The organism is Embleya sp. AB8, assembly GCF_049739465.1.
Taxonomy (GTDB): Bacteria; Actinomycetota; Actinomycetes; order Streptomycetales; family Streptomycetaceae; genus Embleya.
Genome location: NZ_JBMHHY010000014.1, coordinates 205887 through 225014, shown reverse-complemented (window position 1 = coordinate 225014; position 19128 = coordinate 205887). Strand labels below are relative to the sequence as shown.

Annotated in this window: 14 protein-coding genes; 7 read left to right on the top strand and 7 right to left on the bottom strand. The window is 71.2% G+C overall.

Features of this window, described 5'->3' with window-relative positions; all coding sequences use genetic code 11:
• Positions 1 to 321 precede the first annotated feature (321 nt).
• A complete protein-coding gene (locus ABIA38_RS22445; protein WP_424640537.1) occupies positions 322 to 3012 on the top strand; it encodes an amino acid adenylation domain-containing protein in 2691 nt (896 codons plus the stop codon).
• A gap of 322 nt (positions 3013 to 3334) precedes the next feature.
• Entirely contained in the window at positions 3335 to 6025 is a 2691-nt protein-coding gene (locus ABIA38_RS22440; RefSeq protein ID WP_424640536.1) for an SdrD B-like domain-containing protein, read from the top strand.
• 221 nt (positions 6026 to 6246) lie between these two features.
• Here ABIA38_RS22440 and ABIA38_RS22435 read toward each other — a convergent pair whose 3' ends face one another.
• Entirely contained in the window at positions 6247 to 7659 is a 1413-nt protein-coding gene (locus ABIA38_RS22435) for a right-handed parallel beta-helix repeat-containing protein (protein WP_424640535.1), read from the bottom strand.
• A 183-nt stretch (positions 7660 to 7842) separates the two neighbouring features.
• Between ABIA38_RS22435 and ABIA38_RS22430 the strand changes: the two genes are divergently transcribed.
• Positions 7843 to 8985 carry a hypothetical protein gene (locus ABIA38_RS22430; protein ID WP_424640534.1) on the top strand — a complete coding sequence of 381 codons (1143 nt, stop codon included), beginning with the start codon at positions 7843 to 7845 and terminating at the stop codon, positions 8983 to 8985.
• Between the two features lie 221 nt (positions 8986 to 9206).
• On the opposite strand, the gene ABIA38_RS22425 is transcribed toward ABIA38_RS22430, so the two are convergent.
• Positions 9207 to 10640, bottom strand: a complete 1434-nt coding sequence (locus ABIA38_RS22425) for an APC family permease (RefSeq protein ID WP_424640533.1) — start codon at positions 10638 to 10640, stop codon at positions 9207 to 9209.
• A 101-nt stretch (positions 10641 to 10741) separates the two neighbouring features.
• Between ABIA38_RS22425 and ABIA38_RS22420 the strand changes: the two genes are divergently transcribed.
• Positions 10742 to 11395 carry a TetR/AcrR family transcriptional regulator gene (locus ABIA38_RS22420; RefSeq protein WP_424640532.1) on the top strand — a complete coding sequence of 218 codons (654 nt, stop codon included), beginning with the start codon at positions 10742 to 10744 and terminating at the stop codon, positions 11393 to 11395.
• Entirely contained in the window at positions 11392 to 12552 is a 1161-nt protein-coding gene (locus tag ABIA38_RS22415; protein ID WP_424640531.1) for a P1 family peptidase, read from the top strand. The genes ABIA38_RS22420 and ABIA38_RS22415 overlap by 4 nt, the downstream gene beginning before the upstream one ends.
• Positions 12553 to 12661: 109 nt before the next feature.
• On the opposite strand, the gene ABIA38_RS22410 is transcribed toward ABIA38_RS22415, so the two are convergent.
• The gene (locus ABIA38_RS22410; RefSeq protein WP_424640586.1) at positions 12662 to 13036 is read right to left on the bottom strand and encodes a DUF2690 domain-containing protein; all 375 of its coding nucleotides are present in this window, start codon (positions 13034 to 13036) and stop codon (positions 12662 to 12664) included.
• 422 nt (positions 13037 to 13458) lie between these two features.
• Here ABIA38_RS22410 and ABIA38_RS22405 point away from each other — a divergent pair, with 422 nt between their 5' ends.
• Positions 13459 to 13695 carry a DUF397 domain-containing protein gene (locus tag ABIA38_RS22405; RefSeq protein ID WP_424640585.1) on the top strand — a complete coding sequence of 79 codons (237 nt, stop codon included), beginning with the start codon at positions 13459 to 13461 and terminating at the stop codon, positions 13693 to 13695.
• Between the two features lie 97 nt (positions 13696 to 13792).
• Entirely contained in the window at positions 13793 to 14719 is a 927-nt protein-coding gene (locus ABIA38_RS22400; protein WP_424640530.1) for a helix-turn-helix domain-containing protein, read from the top strand.
• Between the two features lie 39 nt (positions 14720 to 14758).
• Here the strand turns inward: ABIA38_RS22400 and ABIA38_RS22395 are convergent, their stop codons facing one another.
• From ABIA38_RS22395 to ABIA38_RS22380, 4 genes are all read right to left on the bottom strand, one after another.
• Positions 14759 to 15574 (bottom strand): SAM-dependent methyltransferase, encoded by an 816-nt coding sequence (locus ABIA38_RS22395; RefSeq protein ID WP_424640529.1) that lies wholly within the window; start codon positions 15572 to 15574, stop codon positions 14759 to 14761.
• A gap of 504 nt (positions 15575 to 16078) precedes the next feature.
• Entirely contained in the window at positions 16079 to 17011 is a 933-nt protein-coding gene (locus tag ABIA38_RS22390) for a hypothetical protein (RefSeq protein ID WP_424640528.1), read from the bottom strand.
• A 119-nt stretch (positions 17012 to 17130) separates the two neighbouring features.
• Positions 17131 to 18144 (bottom strand): hypothetical protein, encoded by a 1014-nt coding sequence (locus ABIA38_RS22385; RefSeq protein WP_424640527.1) that lies wholly within the window; start codon positions 18142 to 18144, stop codon positions 17131 to 17133.
• 109 nt (positions 18145 to 18253) lie between these two features.
• Positions 18254 to 18523, bottom strand: coding sequence for a hypothetical protein (locus ABIA38_RS22380; protein WP_424640526.1), 270 nt, complete (start codon positions 18521 to 18523; stop codon positions 18254 to 18256).
• Positions 18524 to 19128 lie beyond the last annotated feature (605 nt).

Below are 19128 nucleotides of genomic sequence, written 5' to 3'. Positions count from 1 at the left end.
AGCCGGCCGCGAACGCCGACCGGTCGCGGGATCGCCCGGCCCGCATGGCGGGCCGGCACCCGAGTCGGGGCCGGATCAACGGCCCGGCGGCGCCGGCCCGGCCGGCGCCCTGCGGGCCCGGCTCGGCCCGGCCCGCAGGTCGGGTCGAAGCAACGCCTCGTTCACCGGTCCCGACCACGGCATTCGAGAACCACCCCTCCGACACGGCAGGAGCGCACGATGGCGACAGCTACGCACAGGCCGCGGCCCACGGCCGATCGGGTCGACCCGCCCGGGTCGCCGGCGTCGTCCCGACCGGGACGCGACTGCCACAGTCTGGTCGTGCGGCTGCGCGACCCGGCCCCGGGCGCCGACGAGATCCGCCGGCGACTGGACCGGGCGGGCCGGCGGTGGGGCGCGCCGGACCGGTTGCCACTGGCCGAGGTGACCGTGTCCGGTCCGCGCGACGCCCCTAGCGCCCGGGCCCGGGTCCGGCGCGAGGCGCTGCGCCCGGTGCGGGAGGGCCCCTTTCCGTTGCGCGCGGTGCTGGTGCGCTACGCCGACGCGACCGGCGATCTGGTCCTGGTCGCGGCGCGCGGGCGCTTTTCGCTCGCGGCCCTGGACCGGGTCGCCGACGTCCTCGGGTCGGACGCCGACCCGGGCGGGGCACTCCTCTCGCCCGCCGTCGAGCCGACGCCGAACGGCGGGTGGCCCGCCGTGGATTGGGGACTGGGCGATCCGCGCCGCGCAGGCATCGTCGGCTCATGCCCGCTGACGGTGCCGACCGGCGCGGGAGGCGCACACGCGGTGCGCACGGCGGTCGCCCTCACCCTGGCCGGATACGGCGGGGCGGCGGACCCCGAGGTCGGCAGCCTGGACGCGATGCCGTCCGGCCCCGGGGCCGCACTGCCCCCGGTCGGCGTGGTGATCACCCCCGCGCGCGCGGACCGCACGTATCTGCCCACACTGGCCCCGGTCTTCCCGCTGACCGTACACGGAGTCGAGGGCCCGGACGGCTCGTTCGAGGGGTGGTGCCGATTCGACGAGGGCACGATCGCCCCGGAGGTCGCCGACGGCTTCTGTGCGAGCGTGGTGCGCCTGGCCACGCGGCTTGCCGCCGACCCCGGCGCGCCGTTGCCGGCCCGGCCGCCGCTCGTGGACCCGGAGCAGGTCCGAGAGATCCTGCGACTGGGCGGTGCGGGAGTGCCCTCGGGCGATACACCCCGGATCGACCGGCTGTTCGAGGAGGTGGCCCGGCGCCGTCCGGACGCCGTGGCGCTGGTGGCCGACGACGGTGAACTGACCTACCGTCAACTCGACGAGCGGGCCGATGCCCTCGCCGCCGGATTGCGCGCGTCCGGCGTCACCGCCGGTGCCATGGTCGGCATCTGCCTGGACCGCGACACTTCGCTCGTGGTCGCCATGCTGGGCGTCTTGAAGGCGGGATGCGCCTACGTGCCGATGGATGCCGGGTATCCACCCGATCGCCTGCGCTACATCGTGGAAAACGCGGACCTGCGTCTGGTCCTGGCCGCCGACGTCGGGTCGTTCCCCACCATGGCGGACGTCGTGGTCCGGCGACCGGCGGAGGTGATCGCCGCCGCCGCCCTCGACGGTGACCGTACGACGGCCCGGACGTCGCGAGACGCCGACGCGCCCGCCTATGTGATCCACACCTCGGGGTCCACCGGCCGCCCGAAGGGCGTCGTCGTCCCGCACCACAACGTCACCGCCCTGCTGGCCGCCACCGCCGCGGATTTCCACCTGGCCCCGGACGACGTCTGGACGCTCTTCCACTCCAGTGCCTTCGACTTCTCGGTCTGGGAGATCTGGGGCTGCCTGCTCACCGGTGCACGACTGGTCATCGTCTCCTACTGGGTGGCGCGCGACACCGAGGAGTTCCACCGGCTCCTGGTGGAGCAGCGGGTCACCGTACTGAACCAGACCCCCTCGGCCTTCGCCCAACTCGCGCGCACGGATCGGCGGGCAACCGACGAACTGTCCGTGCGACTGCTGATCTTCGGCGGCGAGCCCCTGGACACGGCCGTACTGGGCCCCTGGTTCGCGCGTCATTCGCACACCCGTTGTCGCGTGGTGAACATGTTCGGCATCACCGAGACCACGGTGCATGTGACCGCGCAGACCATCACCCCGGCCGAGGTCGTGGCGGGCTCCCGTTCGGTCGGCCGCGCGCTGCCGGGCTGGTCGGTGTCGGTCCGCGACGAACACGGGCGGGTGCTGCCTCCCGGCCCGACGGGCGAGATCCACGTCGGCGGCGCGGGTGTGGCGCACGGCTACCTGGGTCGCCCGGAGCTGACCGCCCAGCGGTTCATCCTCGACGCGGCGACGGGTGAGCGCCTCTATCGCAGCGGCGACAAGGGCCGACTGCGGCCCGACGGGCGACTCGACCACCTCGGCCGGCTCGACAATCAGGTGAAGATTCGCGGGCACCGCATCGAACTGGACGAGATCCGCTCGGTATTGGCCGCCGACCCCGAGGTCGGCGCGGCCGTCGTGGTGGTGAACCAGGCCACGCCCGGCGATCCGGCGACCAGTCGCATCGACGCCTACGTAGTCCTCACCGCCGGCTCCGACACCCGCCGGGTCCTGGACCGCGCCCGACGCATCCTCCCCGACTACATGACGCCCACCACCTTGACCGAGATCCCCACGATCCCACTCACCGAGAACGGAAAACCGGACCTCGCCCGGCTCCCCGCACCCACCCTCGGCGCACTCGCCCACCGGCCGGACCCGGTCGCCCCCGATCCGCTGCCGGCGGCCGAGCCCGACCGGCTCGCCGCGGCAGTCCTGGACATCTGGAGCCATTGCCTGCGGACCCCGGTGACCAGGGAGGACAACTTCTTCGAAATGGGCGGCAACTCCCTGCTCGTCGTCCAGGTACTCACCTCGATGCGCGAACGGCAACTGCCCAGGGTCTCGACCCGCGACTTCTACAGCAACTCGACCGCCGGCCAGTTCATCAACCTCGTCGAGCAACGGCACGACGCGGCACGGCACGGTCGCACGTAGCCCCCGAGCAGATTCGAACTCGCGGCCCCCGCATACCGGTTGGCTGGAAGGACGGCTCCTCACCGGCATGGGCCCTCGATCACGAACCGACGAAAACTCATGAACGATCGAGGTTTAAGCTCCGGCTACCAACGCGGATCAGCGCACTCCGCGGATCCCTCACGACGTTGGACGCAGGGCCTTTTTGCGCGCTGTGATTGCACGATGAGAGCAGGAACGACAGCTATACATGGCACCTATATCTGAACAAATGAACGACGCCGCGCCTGGCGCGGGTCGGCGGCGGTCGGGTTTGCCCGGCCGCCGCGCTTTCGGTCGAGCGTTGAGCGGTATCGCGGCGCTCGCCGTGGGGATCGGCGGTTACTCGCTGACGGCGGCTCCGGCCGCCTATTCGCAGCCGGACGACGGTTCGGTGACGGTCCGGGTGGTGCGGGCCGTGGACACGACCGGTGTGTGGAGTCCCGTTCTGGAGCCGGGTATCGGTGGCGTGACGGTGACGCTGACCGGCGACGACGGCGGCAAGGTCACCGGGGTGACGGTCGCCGACGGCACGGTCACGTTGGCGCCCGACAAGGCCAAGCCGTCCGGCAGCGGCAAGTATCGGGTCCAGGTGGTGAATCCGAAGCCGGGCGTGCTGTTCCCGGCGTTCGCGTCGCGGCAGGGCCTGGACGGCGCGCCCAACCAGCTCAGCAGCAACGAGGAGTTCGTCGACCTCGCCGGCGGCAAGCACGTCGCGTACACCACCGGGTTGTGGAGTCCCGGCGACTACTGCCAGAAGAACGCGCCGCTGGCCACGGCATGCCAGCCCGCGACGCGCGAGCCGGCGTCCCAGCGCACGCTGGTGACGTTCCCCTACAACGCACGTGGCGCCGACACGCCGACGACGCAGCAGGCCACCGGTCTGGCCACGAACGCCGAGACCGGCACCCTGTACGGCATGGCGTGGAGCAAGCCCGGTAAACGGCTGTTCAGTTCGGCGATGGCCAAGCGGGACACGACATACGGTCCCGGCGGCGCCGGGGCGATCTACGTCACCGATGTCGCGGGCAAGTCGACGTCGTTGTTCACCAGCGTTCCGGACGCCGGAGCTTCGGCGCACGGCGTGGGCACGAGCGACGACGCCTTCCTCGCCGCGGCGGGCAGGGAGAGCCTGGGCGATCTGAAGATCTCCGATGACGGCCGCGATCTGTTCGTCGTCAACCTCAACAACCGCAAGCTGTACCGCTACGACGCCACCCTGCCGACCGCGACGGAGTCGGTGGCCTCCTACGCCATCCCGGACCCCGGGTGCCCCGCACCGGGCGACTGGCGTCCGTTCGGCCTGGGCCTGCAGGACGGCAACGGCTATGTCGGCGGCGTCTGTTCGGGCGAGTCGACCGGGAAGGTCTCGGACCTGCGCGCCGTGGTCCTGCCCTTCGACCCGGCCACGGGAGCCTTCGGCAAGGCGGTGCTGAACCAACCCCTGGACTACCCGCGCAAGTTCACGCTCAACGTGCCCTGTCCCGGGGCGGGTTGGTTCCCGTGGACGAACACGTTCCCCACGGAGCAGAACGGTCGGGCGTGCGTCCAGGCGATGGCCAACCCCGAGCCCGAGTTGGCCGATATCGCCTTCGAGACCGACGGTTCGATGTTGCTGGCGTTTCGCGATCGGCTCGCCGACAGGGTGACGGCGATTCCACGGATCGGCGCCCCCGGGCCCTTCACCCAGGCACTGTCCGGTGGTGACCTGAACAAGGCGTGCCTGTCCGCCGGCACGTACGTGATGGACACGAACACCGGCTGCGGGATGACGCCGCGGGGAACCAGGTTCTTCAATGTGTCCACCCTCGGCGGCGCCCATCCGAACTCGGCCTACGCCGGCCTGGCGTTGTCGAAGGTGGAGGACTTCATCGCGACCTCCGGCGTGGACCCCAACGACACGGCCAACAGCGCCGGCACGATGTTCACCAAGCGTGACGGCACCAGGGAGCGCGGTTCCGGCCTGCGGTTGACCTCGCCGGGCGCCATGTCCTCGTTCGGCAAGGGTGCTTCGATGGGTGACCTGGAGGTGCTCTGCGACCAGGCGCCGCTGCAGATCGGCAACCGGGTCTGGTACGACCCCGAGCGCAAGGGCATCCAGAGCCCGAGTCAACGTCCGGTCGAGGGCGCCACCGTCAACCTCTACGACGAGTCCGGCAAGGTGGTCGGCACGACCAGGACCACCAAGCGCGGCGAGTACTACTTCGACGACTCGAACGTCACCGGCGACCTGAAACCGAAGACCAAGTACACCATCCGGATCGACAACCCCGCCGACTACGCCACGGGCGGCCCCCTCCACCAGTGGGTGCCGACCGACGAGGGGATCGGCGACAACCGCTTCGTCGACTCCAAGGGCATCGTCCCCAAGGGCGGACGCTACCCCGAACGCGCGCTGACCACCGGCGGACCCGGCGAGAACGACCACACCTTCGACTTCGGATTCCGCCAACAGGAAGGCGCGGTACGCCTGGTCAAGAACGACCAGGACGGCAAACCCCTCGCCGGAGCGAAATTCGAACTCTGGAAGGAAACCAACGGCACCGACGGACTCCAACCCGACGGCACCACCCCCGACACGAAGATCGGCGACCCCTGCACCACCGGCACCGACGGCATCTGCACCCGCAACGTCGAACCCGGCACCTACTACTGGAAGGAAACCAGCCCACCCGACGGCTACGCCCCACCCGACAAACCCGTACTCGGCCCACTCGTACTCAACTCCGACAACCTCGACACCGGAGTCTCGGTGACGGCCGTCAACAAGCTGGTGCCCACCACACCACCCACGACACCGAGCACACCGAGCACACCCGACACCCCGACGCCACCGGCCACCCCGGGCGGCAACCACGGCGGCTCACCGGGCATCCTGGCCCGCACCGGCCTGAACGGAACCCTGCCCTCGGCCCTCGCCGCCTCCGTAGCGATGATCGCCCTCGGCGGCGGGGCACTCGTACTGTTCCGCAGGCGACAAACCCGGCAGCGGTAACTCCGGGCACGGCGGCCGGCGGCCGAGGTCGACCGCCGACCGACGCATTTCGGGCGGGTTCGCGGACCATCGGGTTCGCGAACCCGCCCTCTGCCTTCGACCCACGTGAGCAAAGGCATCCGCCTGCCCGGACCGAGAACGGCGACCCGCACCGCCGTCGATGGCGGCGGTGCGGCGATGCGAGCCGACGACGTCTGCGTGCCGGGGCCCGCTCGCCGTGGTCAGCGTGGTTGTGGCATCGCGGTGGGGTCGGTGGGCAAGGCGTAGCGGTCGGGGTCGACGGTTCCGGGAAGGTCGGTCGCCGGGCGGGCGGGTGTGGTGGGGTCGGGCATCGACGGTTGGGCGGGCGGGGCGGGCACCGAGCTGAACGCGATGCCGCGCGGCGGCTGGACGGGGACGGCCCGACCCGCCGGCACCGCCCGGCCCGGGCTCGTGCCGCACCCGGCGAGGTCCTCCAGGCCGCTCGGGCTCTGCGTCGCGGGCGAGTTGCCGGTGAAGCAGTTGCCGGGATCGGCGGCGGCGCTCACCAGGTCGGTGCCATTGTCCGTGACGCGATTGCCCTCGACGCGGTTGCCGACCGCCGGATGCCCGGGCGGATCGGTGACCACGACCCCCGCCGAGCGGTTGCCGCGGACGAGGTTGCGGGCGACGCGGTTCTCCTGCCCGCCACCGATGCCGATGCCTATCCCGAAGCCGCCGTCGGCCTGTTCGGGCGTGTCCGACGCGTTGTTGTCGGCGATCACGTTGCCCGCGATCACCGCGCCGTGCTGCGGCGCCAGCGCCTCCAGGTCGTTGGAGTTGATCGTCACCCCCACGCGGTTGCCGACGACGCGGTTCCCGAGCACCGTCAGACCCTCCGAGGCGTTGGTGATCTCGATGCCGACCGCGTTGCGCTCCACCGTGTTCCCGCGCACCAGCGTGTCGCACGGCCGGCACTGGCCGACGTAGATGCCCGAATCGGCCTGCCCGGACGTGTAGGAGTCCTCGATCACACCGCCGCGCGCGTCGAACGCGTAGATCCCGTAGAGCCCGTTGTTGTACGCGGTCACCGCGGTGGCCCGGAAACCCCGCACCATCGGGAACCGGGTGGTGTCCAACGGATCGTAGGCCGAGCCGCCCGCACCCCGCCGCTGCAACCGCTCGTCGGTGACACCGGTGAACAGGACACCGTTGGCGAGATACCCGCGAACCGTGAGGTTCTCCACCACCGAACCGGCACCGGTGACCGTGATGCCGTTGACGAGCCGAACCCCGCCGTCGAACACCACCGCGTTGCGATCCGTGCCGCGCACCACCACCCGCGGCACCGTCACCCGCACACTCTCGCGATACACCCCGGGGCCGACCAGCACCAGGTCGCCCTCACGAGCGACGTCCACCGCCTTCTGCACCGTACGGAAGTCCTGCGGCACCCGAAGCACATTCCCGGCCGGATGCCGCCCATCGGACGACTTCGAATTCGAATCCCCCGACGAGCAGCCCGAGGCCACCACCACGATCAGGAGGGCCAGCACCGACAGGAAGCGCAGCGACCTCGTCCGGAACACGGACGGCCGAGCCGCCGCGCGAGGCAACTGGCCATGAGGAGACAGGATTTGCATGACAGGTGTTCTATCGTCTCGAATACCGCCCATGCATATCGAACCGGGGACTCCGCAGGAGCCGGCACGACCCGCCGCAACCGGCCGGGGGCGCCGGGGGCTTTTCGCCAACGGTCCGGAAACACCCGGTGGGCAATGGGCGGCGGTCTCGCGGAGATTCCCGGTCCGCGCGCGGAACCGGGCCGCTCGCCGCCTCCGCGCGGATACGTTTCGTCGGTGGCAGATCCCAGGGGGGATTCGGGTGCGGCCGACGGCCCGGATCGGACCGACGAGCAGACGGACGCCAGACCGACGCCCTGGTTGACGAACGGGCCCTTGAACGGGCGGCGTCGGGTCGATCCCCGAGTCTTCGACGAGGACTTCGTGCGCGACGCGCGGTACGTCGAGGGGTCGGCACGGGCTCGCATGCTCACGACCCGCCTGAACGATCCCGCGCAGGCCGACGAGGTCGCCCGACAGGCGGCCCGACCCCGGGACTTCCGGTACCCCAAGCGGCGCTACTCGCCCCGCCGACTCCGGCTGCGGCGAGTGCTGAAGAGGATCCTCCTCGGCGAACTCGTCTTCTTGTTGCTGGTCGTGTTCTGGAAGTGGGATGTGCTGTTCGGCGAACCGTCGGTGTCGAAGACCGCGCACGCGACCAGGGCCGCACCGTTCACGGGTTCGCCGGCGGTGCGCTACGCCGACAACGAGGCGGGTCTGCCGCTGCCCGAGGCCAGGGCCATCGGCGGCCACTCCGCGAGCGCCGTGGCGAACGCGCTGGAGCTGACCCGGAAACTCCTGATCGCCGGCAACCTGGACCGCGACGTGCTCGCGGGCGGGTGGCCGACCGCCTACCTCGCTCTGCTGGATCCCGAGGGCAAGTCCGTCGACCAGGCCACGGCGGCGTTGCGCGACCCCGCGTCGCCCGAGGCTTCGGCGTGGGTGACCCGGTTCGATCCCAACGAGATCGAGGTGGTCGGCACGGTCGTCAAGGTCACTGGAGGCACGACCTACGAAACGGACGGCGAGGGCACGTTGATCGTGCACGCGGACTACTCGTTCGTGTACCCGGTCACCAAGGTCGGCAGCGGCCCGGGCGGCGAGATCGCGCGCGTGGTGGTGCGGAGATCCGTCGACACCAAGGTGTTTCGGGGACCGAGATACACCCCGTCTCCACCCGGCCGAATCTGGCTCGGCCGGCTCGACCGGGACATCGCGAACAACTCGTGCACCCGCCGGGACGCCTTCCTGCGCCCCACGTTCACGACGGACGCGGAACGGAATCGGTTGCGGACCGAGGGCCCCGCGTTCGACCCGTACGACCGCAGCGAGCCGATCAAGCACGACGTCCCCTACTGTCAGCGCACCACCGGCACCTGACCGGCGGGGTGCGGCCGGCGGGGCGTGGCATGGCGGCCCCGGATTCGCGGTGAACCTGCCCGGGCGGCGTACTCCGACACCGCGTCGGCGTACGCCGCCCCGTCGGCGGGTTCGGCCCGCCCGGCCGGGTCGCGGCATCCTCGGCCGGAACTCCGGTAGCAGGCCGAGCCGTTCGACCGGCGCAGGCATCCGCACCGGGGTGTGGGTTGGTGGTCTCGGTGTTATCGGGTCGGGTCCGGGGCCGGGGTGGGCAGGGTCCAGCGATGTTCGCGTCTGGGGTGTAGGTAGGCGTAGTAGTAGAGGTAGCCGGCCGCGACCATGGAGAGGGCGATGGCGGTCGGGCGCCAGTCGGATTTGATGGATTCGTAGAGGACGTAGGCCATTACGGCGATCACGGCCAGCGGGACCCAGGGCCAGGCGGGCATGCGGTAGGTCGCGTGGGCGGTGGCGCCGGTGATCCGGCCGTGCAGGGCGGACGCGGCGACGAAGACGTACAGCACTACCAGGTTGGCGCCGGTGGCCAGGATCAGGGTGTCCAGGGGGACCAGCCAGGCGACGACGATCGCGGCCACGCCCATGGTCAAGGTGGCCGGGACCGGGGTGCGCAGGCGTGGGTGTACGGCGGCCAGGGGGCGGCCGATCACGTCGGGCCAGGCGCGGTCGCGGGCGGAGGAATAGAGCAGCCGGCCGATCTGAAGCATGATCGCGATCACCGCGTTGACGATGGCCACCGCGATGCCCAGGCTGACGGCGGTGTTGACGGCGCTGCCGCCGCGTTCCAGGAGGAAGTAGTTCATCGGGGACGGGGCCGCCATCAGGTCGCGGGTGCTGGGGGTGCCCAGGAGGACGGCGACCAGGGGCAGGCATTCGGCGACCACGGTGATGCCCAGCGACCACATGACGATCTTGCCGATCGAGGAGACCTGGCGGGTCTCCTCGGCGAAGTACACGGCGGTGCCGTAGCCGTTGTAGGCGAACAGCGCGGTGGCGGCGAAGGAGGAGACGAGTCCGGCCGAGGCGCCGATCAGGACGTCGCCGTCGCCGAGGGCGTGCGGGGTCCACAGGGTGGAGATGGGCTGGTCGATGTGGACCAGGCCGAGCCAGGCCAGGACGGCGATCGCGGCGAGTTCGACGGCGAGGAAGACGCCGGTGACCCAGGCGTTGGTGCGGATCCCCAGTACGGCGATCAGTGAGGCCAGGGCGATCACGCCGAGTCCGACACCCTTGCCGCCGAGCGAGGTCCAGACCACGCCCAGGTAGTCGCCGGTGCCCAAGGCGATCACCGCGACGGTCAGCACACCGGCGAGCAGGCCGAGGGCGAACAGTGCGAAGCCGGTGGCGCGGCCGAGGGTGCGGGCGGCGAACGCGTACTCCCCGCCGGTGATCGGGAACGCGCTGGACAACTCGGCGTAGCAGAACGCCATCAGCATCCCCGCCACCGCCGCGAGCGCGAAGGCCAGTGCGGCGGCGCCGCCGAGGCCGCTGATCACCGACGGCATGATGATGAAGACGCTGGAGGCGGGGGTGACCGCGGACAGGGTGATGAACATGTTCTCGCCCAGGCCGAGCGAGCGGGACAGGTCCTGGGCGTAGGCGGTGGGTTGTTGCGGGGGCGGGGCGTCGGCGGGCGTCTGACTGCCCTGGGTTTCGGCCATGGGGCTCCCTTGTCAGTTCTTTGACGCCGGAGTCAACGTTATGGAAGACTCCCACGTCAATAGGCTTTCGTTAATTTGGCACTTGGGACAAGGAACAGTGCATGGCGCGACCGAGGAATCAGACGGCGAGACGTGAGCAGCTGGTCCACGCGGCCACCGCGGCGGTCGGCCGGCACGGGCTCGCCCAATTGCGGGTGGCCGACATCGCCGAGGTCGCGGGTGTGGCCCGGGGGTCGGTCAGCTACTACTTCAGCGATCTGGGCGACCTGTTGCGGCAGGTGTACCAGCAGGCCGCGGACCGCTTCTACACCTCCCGTACCGACACCGCGTCCCGGCTGGACGACGCGCGCGACAAGCTGGTGGCGTGTGCCCGGCTGGGGCTGCCGGCCGGGCCCGACGACGAACTGGCGGTGGTGCTCTACGAGTTCTGTTCCGCCGCGCGCGACGAGGGCCAGTACGCGGCGCTGGCGCAGAGCCTGTACGACCGGCAGGTGGCGATGTACGGGTCGATCCTGGAGATCGGCCGGGCGCAGGGGCATTTCCGGTTCACCGAGTCGATACCGGACGTGGCCGCGAACCTGGTCACCCTGGAGGACGGCTACGGCCTGCACATCGTGAGCCGCAATGCCTCGTTGCCGCCCGAGCGGGCGCTGGCCCTGGTCCTGGCCCACGCCCGGCAGGCCACCGACTGCCCGGACCTGCGCCCGGATCGGGCCGTCCCCGACCACGACGACACTGGAGAAGGCACCGCGTGAACAACCCCACCGCAATCCCGCACACCGCCACCACCACCCCGTCGGGGCGGCCTCGCGCCCGGGCGCTGGGGATTCGCCTCGACGGAACCCCCGGGCCCGCCAACGCGCTCACCGACGTCCCCGGCGTGGCGATCGGCTACGCCACTCTCGTCGAGGGCACGTCGGTGCGCACCGGGGTCACCGCGCTGCTGCCGCGCGGGCGCGACGGCGTCGGTCTGCCGTGCGCCGCGGGCCGCTACTCGCTCAACGGCAACGGCGAGATGACCGGCAGCAGTTGGCTCGACGAGAGCGGCGCGCTGGCCGGCCCGGTGATGATCACCAACACCCACGCGGTGGGATCCGTGCATCGGGGTGTGGTCGACTGGACGGTGGCCAACCGCCCGGATCTGGCCCGGCAGTGGCTGCTGCCGGTGGTCGCCGAGACCTGGGACGGCTACCTCAACGACATCAACGGCCCGCACGTGCGCGCCGAACACGCCGTCGCCGCCATCGACTCCGCCGGGTCGGGCCCGGTCGAGGAGGGCTGCGTCGGCGGCGGGACCGGGATGAACTGCTATGGCTTCAAGGGCGGTTCGGGAACGGCCAGCCGGGTGGTCCAATACGGCAGCGCCCGGCACACGGTCGGCGCGTTCGTCCAGGCCAACTTCGGCGCCCGGCGCGAACTCGTCGTCGCCGGCACACCCGTCGGACGGCGGCTGACCGAGGACAACCCGATGGAGGACACCGACTGGACCGCCCCCGGCGGCGCCGGCTCGGTCATCGTGGTCGTCGGCACGGACGCGCCCCTGCTGCCCGACCAGTGCCGGGCCCTGGCCCGCCGGGTCCCGCTGGGCCTGGCCCGGACCGGCACCACCGGCAGCCACTTCTCCGGGGACATCTTCCTGGCCTTCTCCACCGCCAACGCGGGTGCCCTGACCAGTAGTTTCCCCCAGGCTCCGGCCACCGACGAGGACTACGACACCCTTCGGCACCTTCCCTGGGGGCGGATCGATCCCTACTACGAGGCGACCGTTCAGGCCGTGGAGGAGGCGGTCCTGAACGCGCTCGTCACGGCCGAGGACACCATCGGCCGCGACGGGCATCGCAGCCCGGCCATCCCCCACGATCGGCTGCGGGCGCTGCTGGCGGAGGGGCGAGGGCACGACGACGGCCGGTGACGGGGACGCCACATCGGCGCATCGGCGGGCCGACGAAGTGGCGAAGGCCCGGCTCGACGCCCTGCCTTGGGCGGCGAGCCGGGCGTGGCGATCGGGGTCCGCGTGGCGGTCAGTACCAGCCGGTACAGGCGAAGTAGTCGTCGGCCTTCGCGCCGCAGGCTCGCATCACATAACCCGCGTCGTTGTACGCCGGGGTGTGCGTGTCGGAGCCGTTCTGGACGTAGGTCATGCCCAGCGGCCCGTTCCAGGTCCTGCCGCCGTCGCTCGAGTGGTCCACCCACACCCGGTCGCCGGGAACCGCGTTGGTGATCCGACCCCAGGCGCACCGGCTCGACGTGCTGTACCGGAGTTCGATGTTCATCCCCTCGACGGAAGCCCGCCTCGGTGAGGTCGCGTTGCTTGTGCTGCACGCCGCCGCCGCGGATCCCTCGGCGGAGGTTGCCTGTGCGGCGCCGGCCGTGAAGCCGAGGCCGGTGACGAGCATTGCCGCGGCCATCGACACGGCCGCTTTCCTGGCCATCCTCATGAGATCCCCCATTGATGTGGTCTCGTCTGGATCGGTGGGCCGGATCGGTACGCCGGGTGGTGCGCGTACCCTTCGGCCAACCTCACTGTCCTGCGCCCGTTCCGGGCCCGAAACCCCGGAACCGGCCAACATCGCACCGCTCTTCGGGCGGCTCTCGGGCGATGTTCGAGGGCGCACTCGGGGGGCATTCGACGGCGTGGACGCACGTTTGCGGGTGCTTCACATCGGCGGAGGGTCACCCTTTCGGGGGACTTTGTGGCTTTGGGTTCGTGGCTAGCATTCTCGAAAACGGCGCGTGCATTTGCATATGGCGTTGCATGGCCGTACGCGCGCTCGGATCGGGGCGTGTGGACCGGGCGGGCGAGGAGGCGGTGGTCGAGATGCGCGAGAGTGTCAACGGTGCTCCGGCGGGGTCGTTGGGAGTGTCGGAATGGGTGAAGAGCGCGGCGAGTTCGGCGACGGGCCAATGTGTGGAACTGGGGGTCATCGCCGGTGGTGGGATCGCGGTGCGCAATTCGCGTGATCCGCAGGGGCCGGCGCTGGTGTACACGACCGCGGAGATCGCGATGTTCGTGGCGGGGGCGAAGGCGGGCGAGTTCGACCGGCTGATCGACTGACGGTTTCCCGGATCCGACCGCCGGTCGCGGTGATCGGCGGACGGGGGTGCGCGCGTTTGGAATACTGGCGCGCACACCCCTTTCCTGGAGTCGCCGAGTGTCCCTGTCCCCCGACGCCGCGGGGCCCGTGGCCGACGATCGTGGTCTCGACCCGCTGCCCGACCGGCCGGCCGCGGCGGTGAAGGTGTTGGGGTCGATGTTGCGGGACCTGCGCCTGGATCGGGACATGGGGTTGACGGCGGCGGCGGCCGTGGTGCGCGGTTCGGCGTCCAAGATCTCCCGGTTGGAGCGGGGCGAGAGTCCGCCCAAACACCGGGACGTGATGGACCTGTTGGCGGCGTACGGGGTGCGTGACCCGGCGATGTTGGCCACCGTCGAGGATCTGCTGCGCAAGGCGCACCAGCGGCCGTGGTGGTATCGGTACGCGGATGTCACGCCGGGCTGGTTGCGGCGGTTGATCAGCCTGGAGGAATCGGCGTCCCGGATCAGCACCTGGGAAGTCCACGTGGTGCCGGGCCTGTTGCAGACGCCCGAGTACGCGCGCGCGGTGATCGGCAACGGCCTGCCGGACGCGGACGCGCACGAGATCGAACAGCGCGTGGCGCTGCGGCGCGGCCGGCAGGAGGTGTTGGGCAACGGTCAGCGTACGCAGATGTTGATCGCGCTGTTGGACGAGAGTGTGCTCGCCCGTCCGGTGGGTGGGCCGGCGGTGATGGCGGGTCAGATGCGGTTCCTGTTGGCGGCGATCGAGCGTCGCTGGATCCAGGTGCGGGTGGTGCGGTTCGAGAACTCGGCGAGTCTGACCCCGCCGTCCTCGATGACGCTCCTGCGGTTCGCGCACGGCGGCCTGCAGGAGTTGGTCTATCTGGAGCACGTCGAGGCGGCGACCTATGTGAGTCGGGTCAAGGACGTCGAGCGCTACCGGGCGCTGTTGGAATCGTTGTACCTGGTGGCAGAGTCGCGGGCGCGCAGCAAGGCGATGATCGTGGCGGCGCGGGATCGGTACGCGGCGTTGGCGACCTGAGCGCCGCTCGTCGGCCGGTGGCCGGTGGTCGGTGGTCGGTCAGGGGACGCGCGCGAGGCCGCCGTACTCGATGAAGCCCTTGCCCTGGAGGACGCGCGGTTCGGTGTCGGGGCACCAGTCGGTGACCTCCAGCAGACCCGGCGGCATGACCTCCAGGCCATCGAGGAAGTCGTGCACGGCCTCGCGGGGCCGCACCTCCCCCCAGTTGCCGTGGGTGGCCTCGGCCATGAAGTCGGTGACTCCCCTGCGTACGGCGGCGTCGTCGCTGACGAGTTGGCACACCACCAGGTAGCTGCCCGGGCACAGTTTGGCGGCGACTCGGCGGATCAGCGCCTTGGGGTCGTCCCGCTCGGGGATGCAGTGCAGGACCGACACGAACAGGGCCGCCACCGGCCGGTCGAAGTCGATCATCCGACGCACCACGGGCCGTTCCAGGATGGCGTCGGTGTCGCGCATGTCGGCCTGGAGGAACAGGGTCGACTCGTCGTCCTCGTCGAGCAGGGTGCGGCCGTGCGCCAGCACGGTGGGGTCGTTGTCGACGTAGACGACCCGGCACGAGGGGTCCACGGCCTGGGCGACCTGATGCACGTTGTCCCGGGTCGGCAACCCGGACCCGTGGTCGACGAACTGGCGGATCCCATAGCGGTCGGCGAGTACCCGGACCACGCGGCGCAGGAACGCCCGGTTGTTCAGGGCCAGTGCGCGGGTGTCCGGGACGATCCGCAGCAGGTCCTCGCAGGCGCGGCGGTCGGCGACGTAGTTGTCGGTGCCGCCGAGGTAGTAGTCGTACATGCGGGCGACGCTGGGGGTTTTCGTGTCGATGGGCGGCGGATCGAAATCCTCGTCCTCGTGCATGGCGTCCCCTCGATGTCCGCATCACACCCCCGTCCGGGTGACGTCCCCATGCTAGAGGTCCGGCGAAACGGACCGCGGCAACTCGGTGGGGTGAACGGGCTTGTGGCGGGGGTGATTTCGGGGCGACGGCGCGGAAAGGGGCGCGGGGCGGAGCGGGGCGCGGGGCGTGCGGGCGGACGGACCCTCGGGCGCGTGTGGGCGCGGGCGTGGGCCGGTGCGGCAGGTGGGCGCGGGCCGCCGTGGGCGGGGCCGTCGCGGATTCGTGGGCGGGCTACGGCGCGGCGGGCGGGCGCGGGCCCGGCGGATCGGTGGGCAGGCATCAGGCGCGGTCGGCGCGTATTCGAGGTTGCGGAGCGTCGAGCTGGGCGGGGGCGCTCGGCCGGGGGCTGGTACGGGGCAAGCGAATCGTCGTGTCGACGTCGAGGAGGCACTGCGCCGGTGGATGTGTCGGGCCGAGCGGACCGGTCGGCGGGCTGCGGGTGTTGGGCCGGCGGAAGACGGGCGTCAGGCGCGGCGGGTGCGTTCGAGGTCGCGGATCGTCGCGTTGGGGAGGGCTCGTTCGGCCAGGACCAGGTACAACGCGACCGTGGGTGCGTCGACGCCCATCAGGTCGGCGGTGGTGGTCAGGGTCATGCCCAGGCGGTAGTGCAGGACGACGGCGTCGACCTGGGCCGGGGGCAGGGCGTCGCGTAGGACCTCGCGGGTGGAGTACGGGGCGGCGCCGCGGGTCTCGACGGCGGTGACGGCGGCGGTGAGAATCTGCCAGGCGTGCCCGGTGGGGTTGGCGGTACGCAGGATCTCGTCCCAGTGCGAGGCGAGTTCGGCGAAGGCGTCGTCGACCGCTGCGGCAGCGCACCGGCGGTCGACGACCCGGGTGTGCGCGTAGCGGTGGTAGGGGTCGTGGTGGAGGAGGCGGAAGGCGGTGAATGCGGTGGAGGCGGCAGTGGGGACGGAGTCAGTGGACGCGGTCGGGGCGGTGGTAGCGGCGGCTTGCGACGTCGTGAAGGCTTGGGCGACCTCGGCGACTTCGCCTGCCCTGGCCGCTTCGGCTCCTTCGGCCGCCCCGGCAACTTCGGCCGCGTCGACCGCGTCGGCCGCGTCAACTGGTCCGACTGGTCCGACCGCTGCCGCGACTCCGGCTGCCCTGACCGCTCCGACCGCCCCCACCACTTCGACTGCCTCGGCCACTTCGACTGGCTCGGCCGCTTCGGTGGCTTCGGCCGGTTTGGTGGCTTCGGCTGCCCCGACTGCTTCGCTCGCCTCCGCCGCCTCAACCGCCTCGGCCACTTCGACTGGCTCGGCCACTTCGCTGGCCCCGGCCGGTTTGGTGGCTTCGCCTGCCCCGACTGCTTCGGTCGCCCCCGCCGCCTCAACCGCCTCGGCCAGTTCGGCCAGTTCGGCTACTTCGCCTACTTCGACCGCTTCGGCCGCACCCACCACTGCGGCTGCCTTCGCGGCTTGGGCTGCTTCGGTGGCTTGGGCTGCCCCGGGTGTGGGTGGGTTTGTGGGTGGGGGTTCCGGCATGGGGGGTGGCTCCCAGGAGGGTGGTGTGGGGGTCATCGGGTGGGGGCGGGGTCCTCGCGGGTGATCAGGTGGTGCCAGGGCAGGCCGCCGCTGGGGATGGGGGTGTTCAGGTCGATCAGGGTGGCGTAGTCGGCGGCGCGCCAGTGGTGTCCGCTCCATTCGGGGTCGTCCTCCAGAGCGAGGGTCAGGGCTCGGGTCTGCGGCCAGTCGGGTACCAGTCGGCGATCGAGGATCGCAGTGGTGATGTCGGTGGGCAGGTACGACTCGAAGCGGGTGTGCGCGGGTCTGGCGGCGGCGAGCCACAGGCCGCGCAGGTGGGCGGCCAGCGCGCGGGCGGCGTGCAGGGCGTCGCGTGGCGCGTCCGGGCACACCCGGCGGGACTGATCCCACAGCGAACGCAACTCGTAGCGGTCGCCGCCGAGTTCGTCGGTCAGCACGAGGGTCAGGGTCCAGGTCGGCGGCAGGTGGCCGCTGAGGATTCCCTCGACGTAGTCCTCGCCGAGCCGGGTCTCGCGAGCGAGGTCGCGCAGTGAGACGCGGCCGGCGGCGAAGAGTGTACGCAGCGCCGCGGCGAGGCGGCCGGGGCGGGGCGGGCAGGCGGTGGGCGGGGCGGGGGCGGGCGGGTCCGTCGGCGGGTCCGGGACGCCGATGTCGGAGGGGACTCGGCAGCACAGCGCGGGGGTGGATCCGGCCGGTGGGTTCGGGGCGAGCGGGGACGGCAGCGGCGAGCCGAGGGCGTGCACCAGTCGTCGGTTCTCGGCCTGTAACTGCTCGTGCAGGTGCACCAGTTGCAGGGGTGTGTCGCCGCGCAGGTGGGCCTTCACCAGCGACGCGGCCAGGGCGAGCAGGCCGTCCGCCGGGGTGGTGTCCTCGTCGGTGGGGGTGCGGCGCCCGCGCGCGCGGCCTTCGCGTTTGCGGGCGTTGGCGGCCGAGCTGCGGCAGGCTTCGGTGCAGTACGTCTTGGGGCGTCCCGCGCCCGTGGGCGACGTGAAGTCCTGCCCGCAGGCGGGGCATTTCGCGGTGGTCGAGGGGGCGCCGGCGCCCATGTGTCCTTCTCCGTCCGATCGGGCGCCCCGCCGCACCGCGCCCCCACGGGTCCGGGTGGGCGCGGCGAGGCGGGCGAGGGAGGTGTGCCGGCGGACCGGCACGGGCGGTTCAGCGCCGGTGGATCCGCACCCAGCGAATCGTGGAACCGCCCAGGAAGGCGGTCCCGGTCAGCACCAGGCCCACCGCGGTGGGACGTGTCGTGTCACCGGGGGACGCCGCCCACCAGGACAGCGCCGCGATCGGCAGGACCGAGCCCAGGCGCAGGTTTACCTCCCAGGCGTCGATACGGCGAGTTTCCGAGCCACCGGCGCGTGGAATGATATATTCGAGAGGCGTCACCGATTCACGTGCGAACCGTTGACGCAGTGATTCGAGCATTGGCATATCCGTTCGGATTTTGGGCCCTGGGTGCGTCGCTAGCGCACCCGGGGCCTTTTGGCGGTTGAGCCCCGCCATTTAAACAGGCGCCGAGGGCCGGCCGCCACGCATTCGGCCCAACGGCACGCAGCGGGACATACTTGCGCCAATTTCTCGAACGCCCACACGGTGGGTATGCCGCGATGCGGTATCCAGTCGATCTATTTCATTTCGCCGTCGTATTCGGTCAGCCGCCATCCGGTATGCGGTCGGGCGGCGACGTAATCGGTCGATTCGATTCGGCGGCAGCCGATGGCGCGTCGGCGCATTTCGACGGCGCATCACCCTCATGGGTGAATACGCGATTGCATATGCAAGAGGACAACGGCGAAATCGCCCGGCGTCCACGTCCACGTCCGGGTCCACGCCGGCGCCGGTTGCCCCGATCATTGTCGTTCCCGGGCGGACGACGACCCGGGATGCGACGGATGGAAACGGCGATGAGGTCACGCCCCGAAGGTCGTGACCTCATCGGTCATCGGTCATCGGTCACACCCGGTCGTGCGAACGTGCGCCGCCACACCGTGGAGCCGGCACCCCCCGCGGGCCCCGGCCCTACGGGCCGA

Excerpts from the sequence above, each read along its gene's own strand:
- ABIA38_RS22435 (WP_424640535.1), bottom strand. The coding sequence starts at position 7,659 with ATGGGCGGTATTCGAGACGATAGAACACCTGTCATGCAAATCCTGTCT.
- ABIA38_RS22425 (WP_424640533.1), bottom strand. The coding sequence starts at position 10,640 with ATGGCCGAAACCCAGGGCAGTCAGACGCCCGCCGACGCCCCGCCCCCG.
- ABIA38_RS22420 (WP_424640532.1), top strand. The coding sequence starts at position 10,742 with ATGGCGCGACCGAGGAATCAGACGGCGAGACGTGAGCAGCTGGTCCAC.
- ABIA38_RS22410 (WP_424640586.1), bottom strand. The coding sequence starts at position 13,036 with ATGCTCGTCACCGGCCTCGGCTTCACGGCCGGCGCCGCACAGGCAACC.
- ABIA38_RS22405 (WP_424640585.1), top strand. The coding sequence starts at position 13,459 with ATGCGCGAGAGTGTCAACGGTGCTCCGGCGGGGTCGTTGGGAGTGTCG.
- ABIA38_RS22395 (WP_424640529.1), bottom strand. The coding sequence starts at position 15,574 with ATGCACGAGGACGAGGATTTCGATCCGCCGCCCATCGACACGAAAACC.
- ABIA38_RS22385 (WP_424640527.1), bottom strand. The coding sequence starts at position 18,144 with ATGGGCGCCGGCGCCCCCTCGACCACCGCGAAATGCCCCGCCTGCGGG.
- ABIA38_RS22380 (WP_424640526.1), bottom strand. The coding sequence starts at position 18,523 with ATGCTCGAATCACTGCGTCAACGGTTCGCACGTGAATCGGTGACGCCT.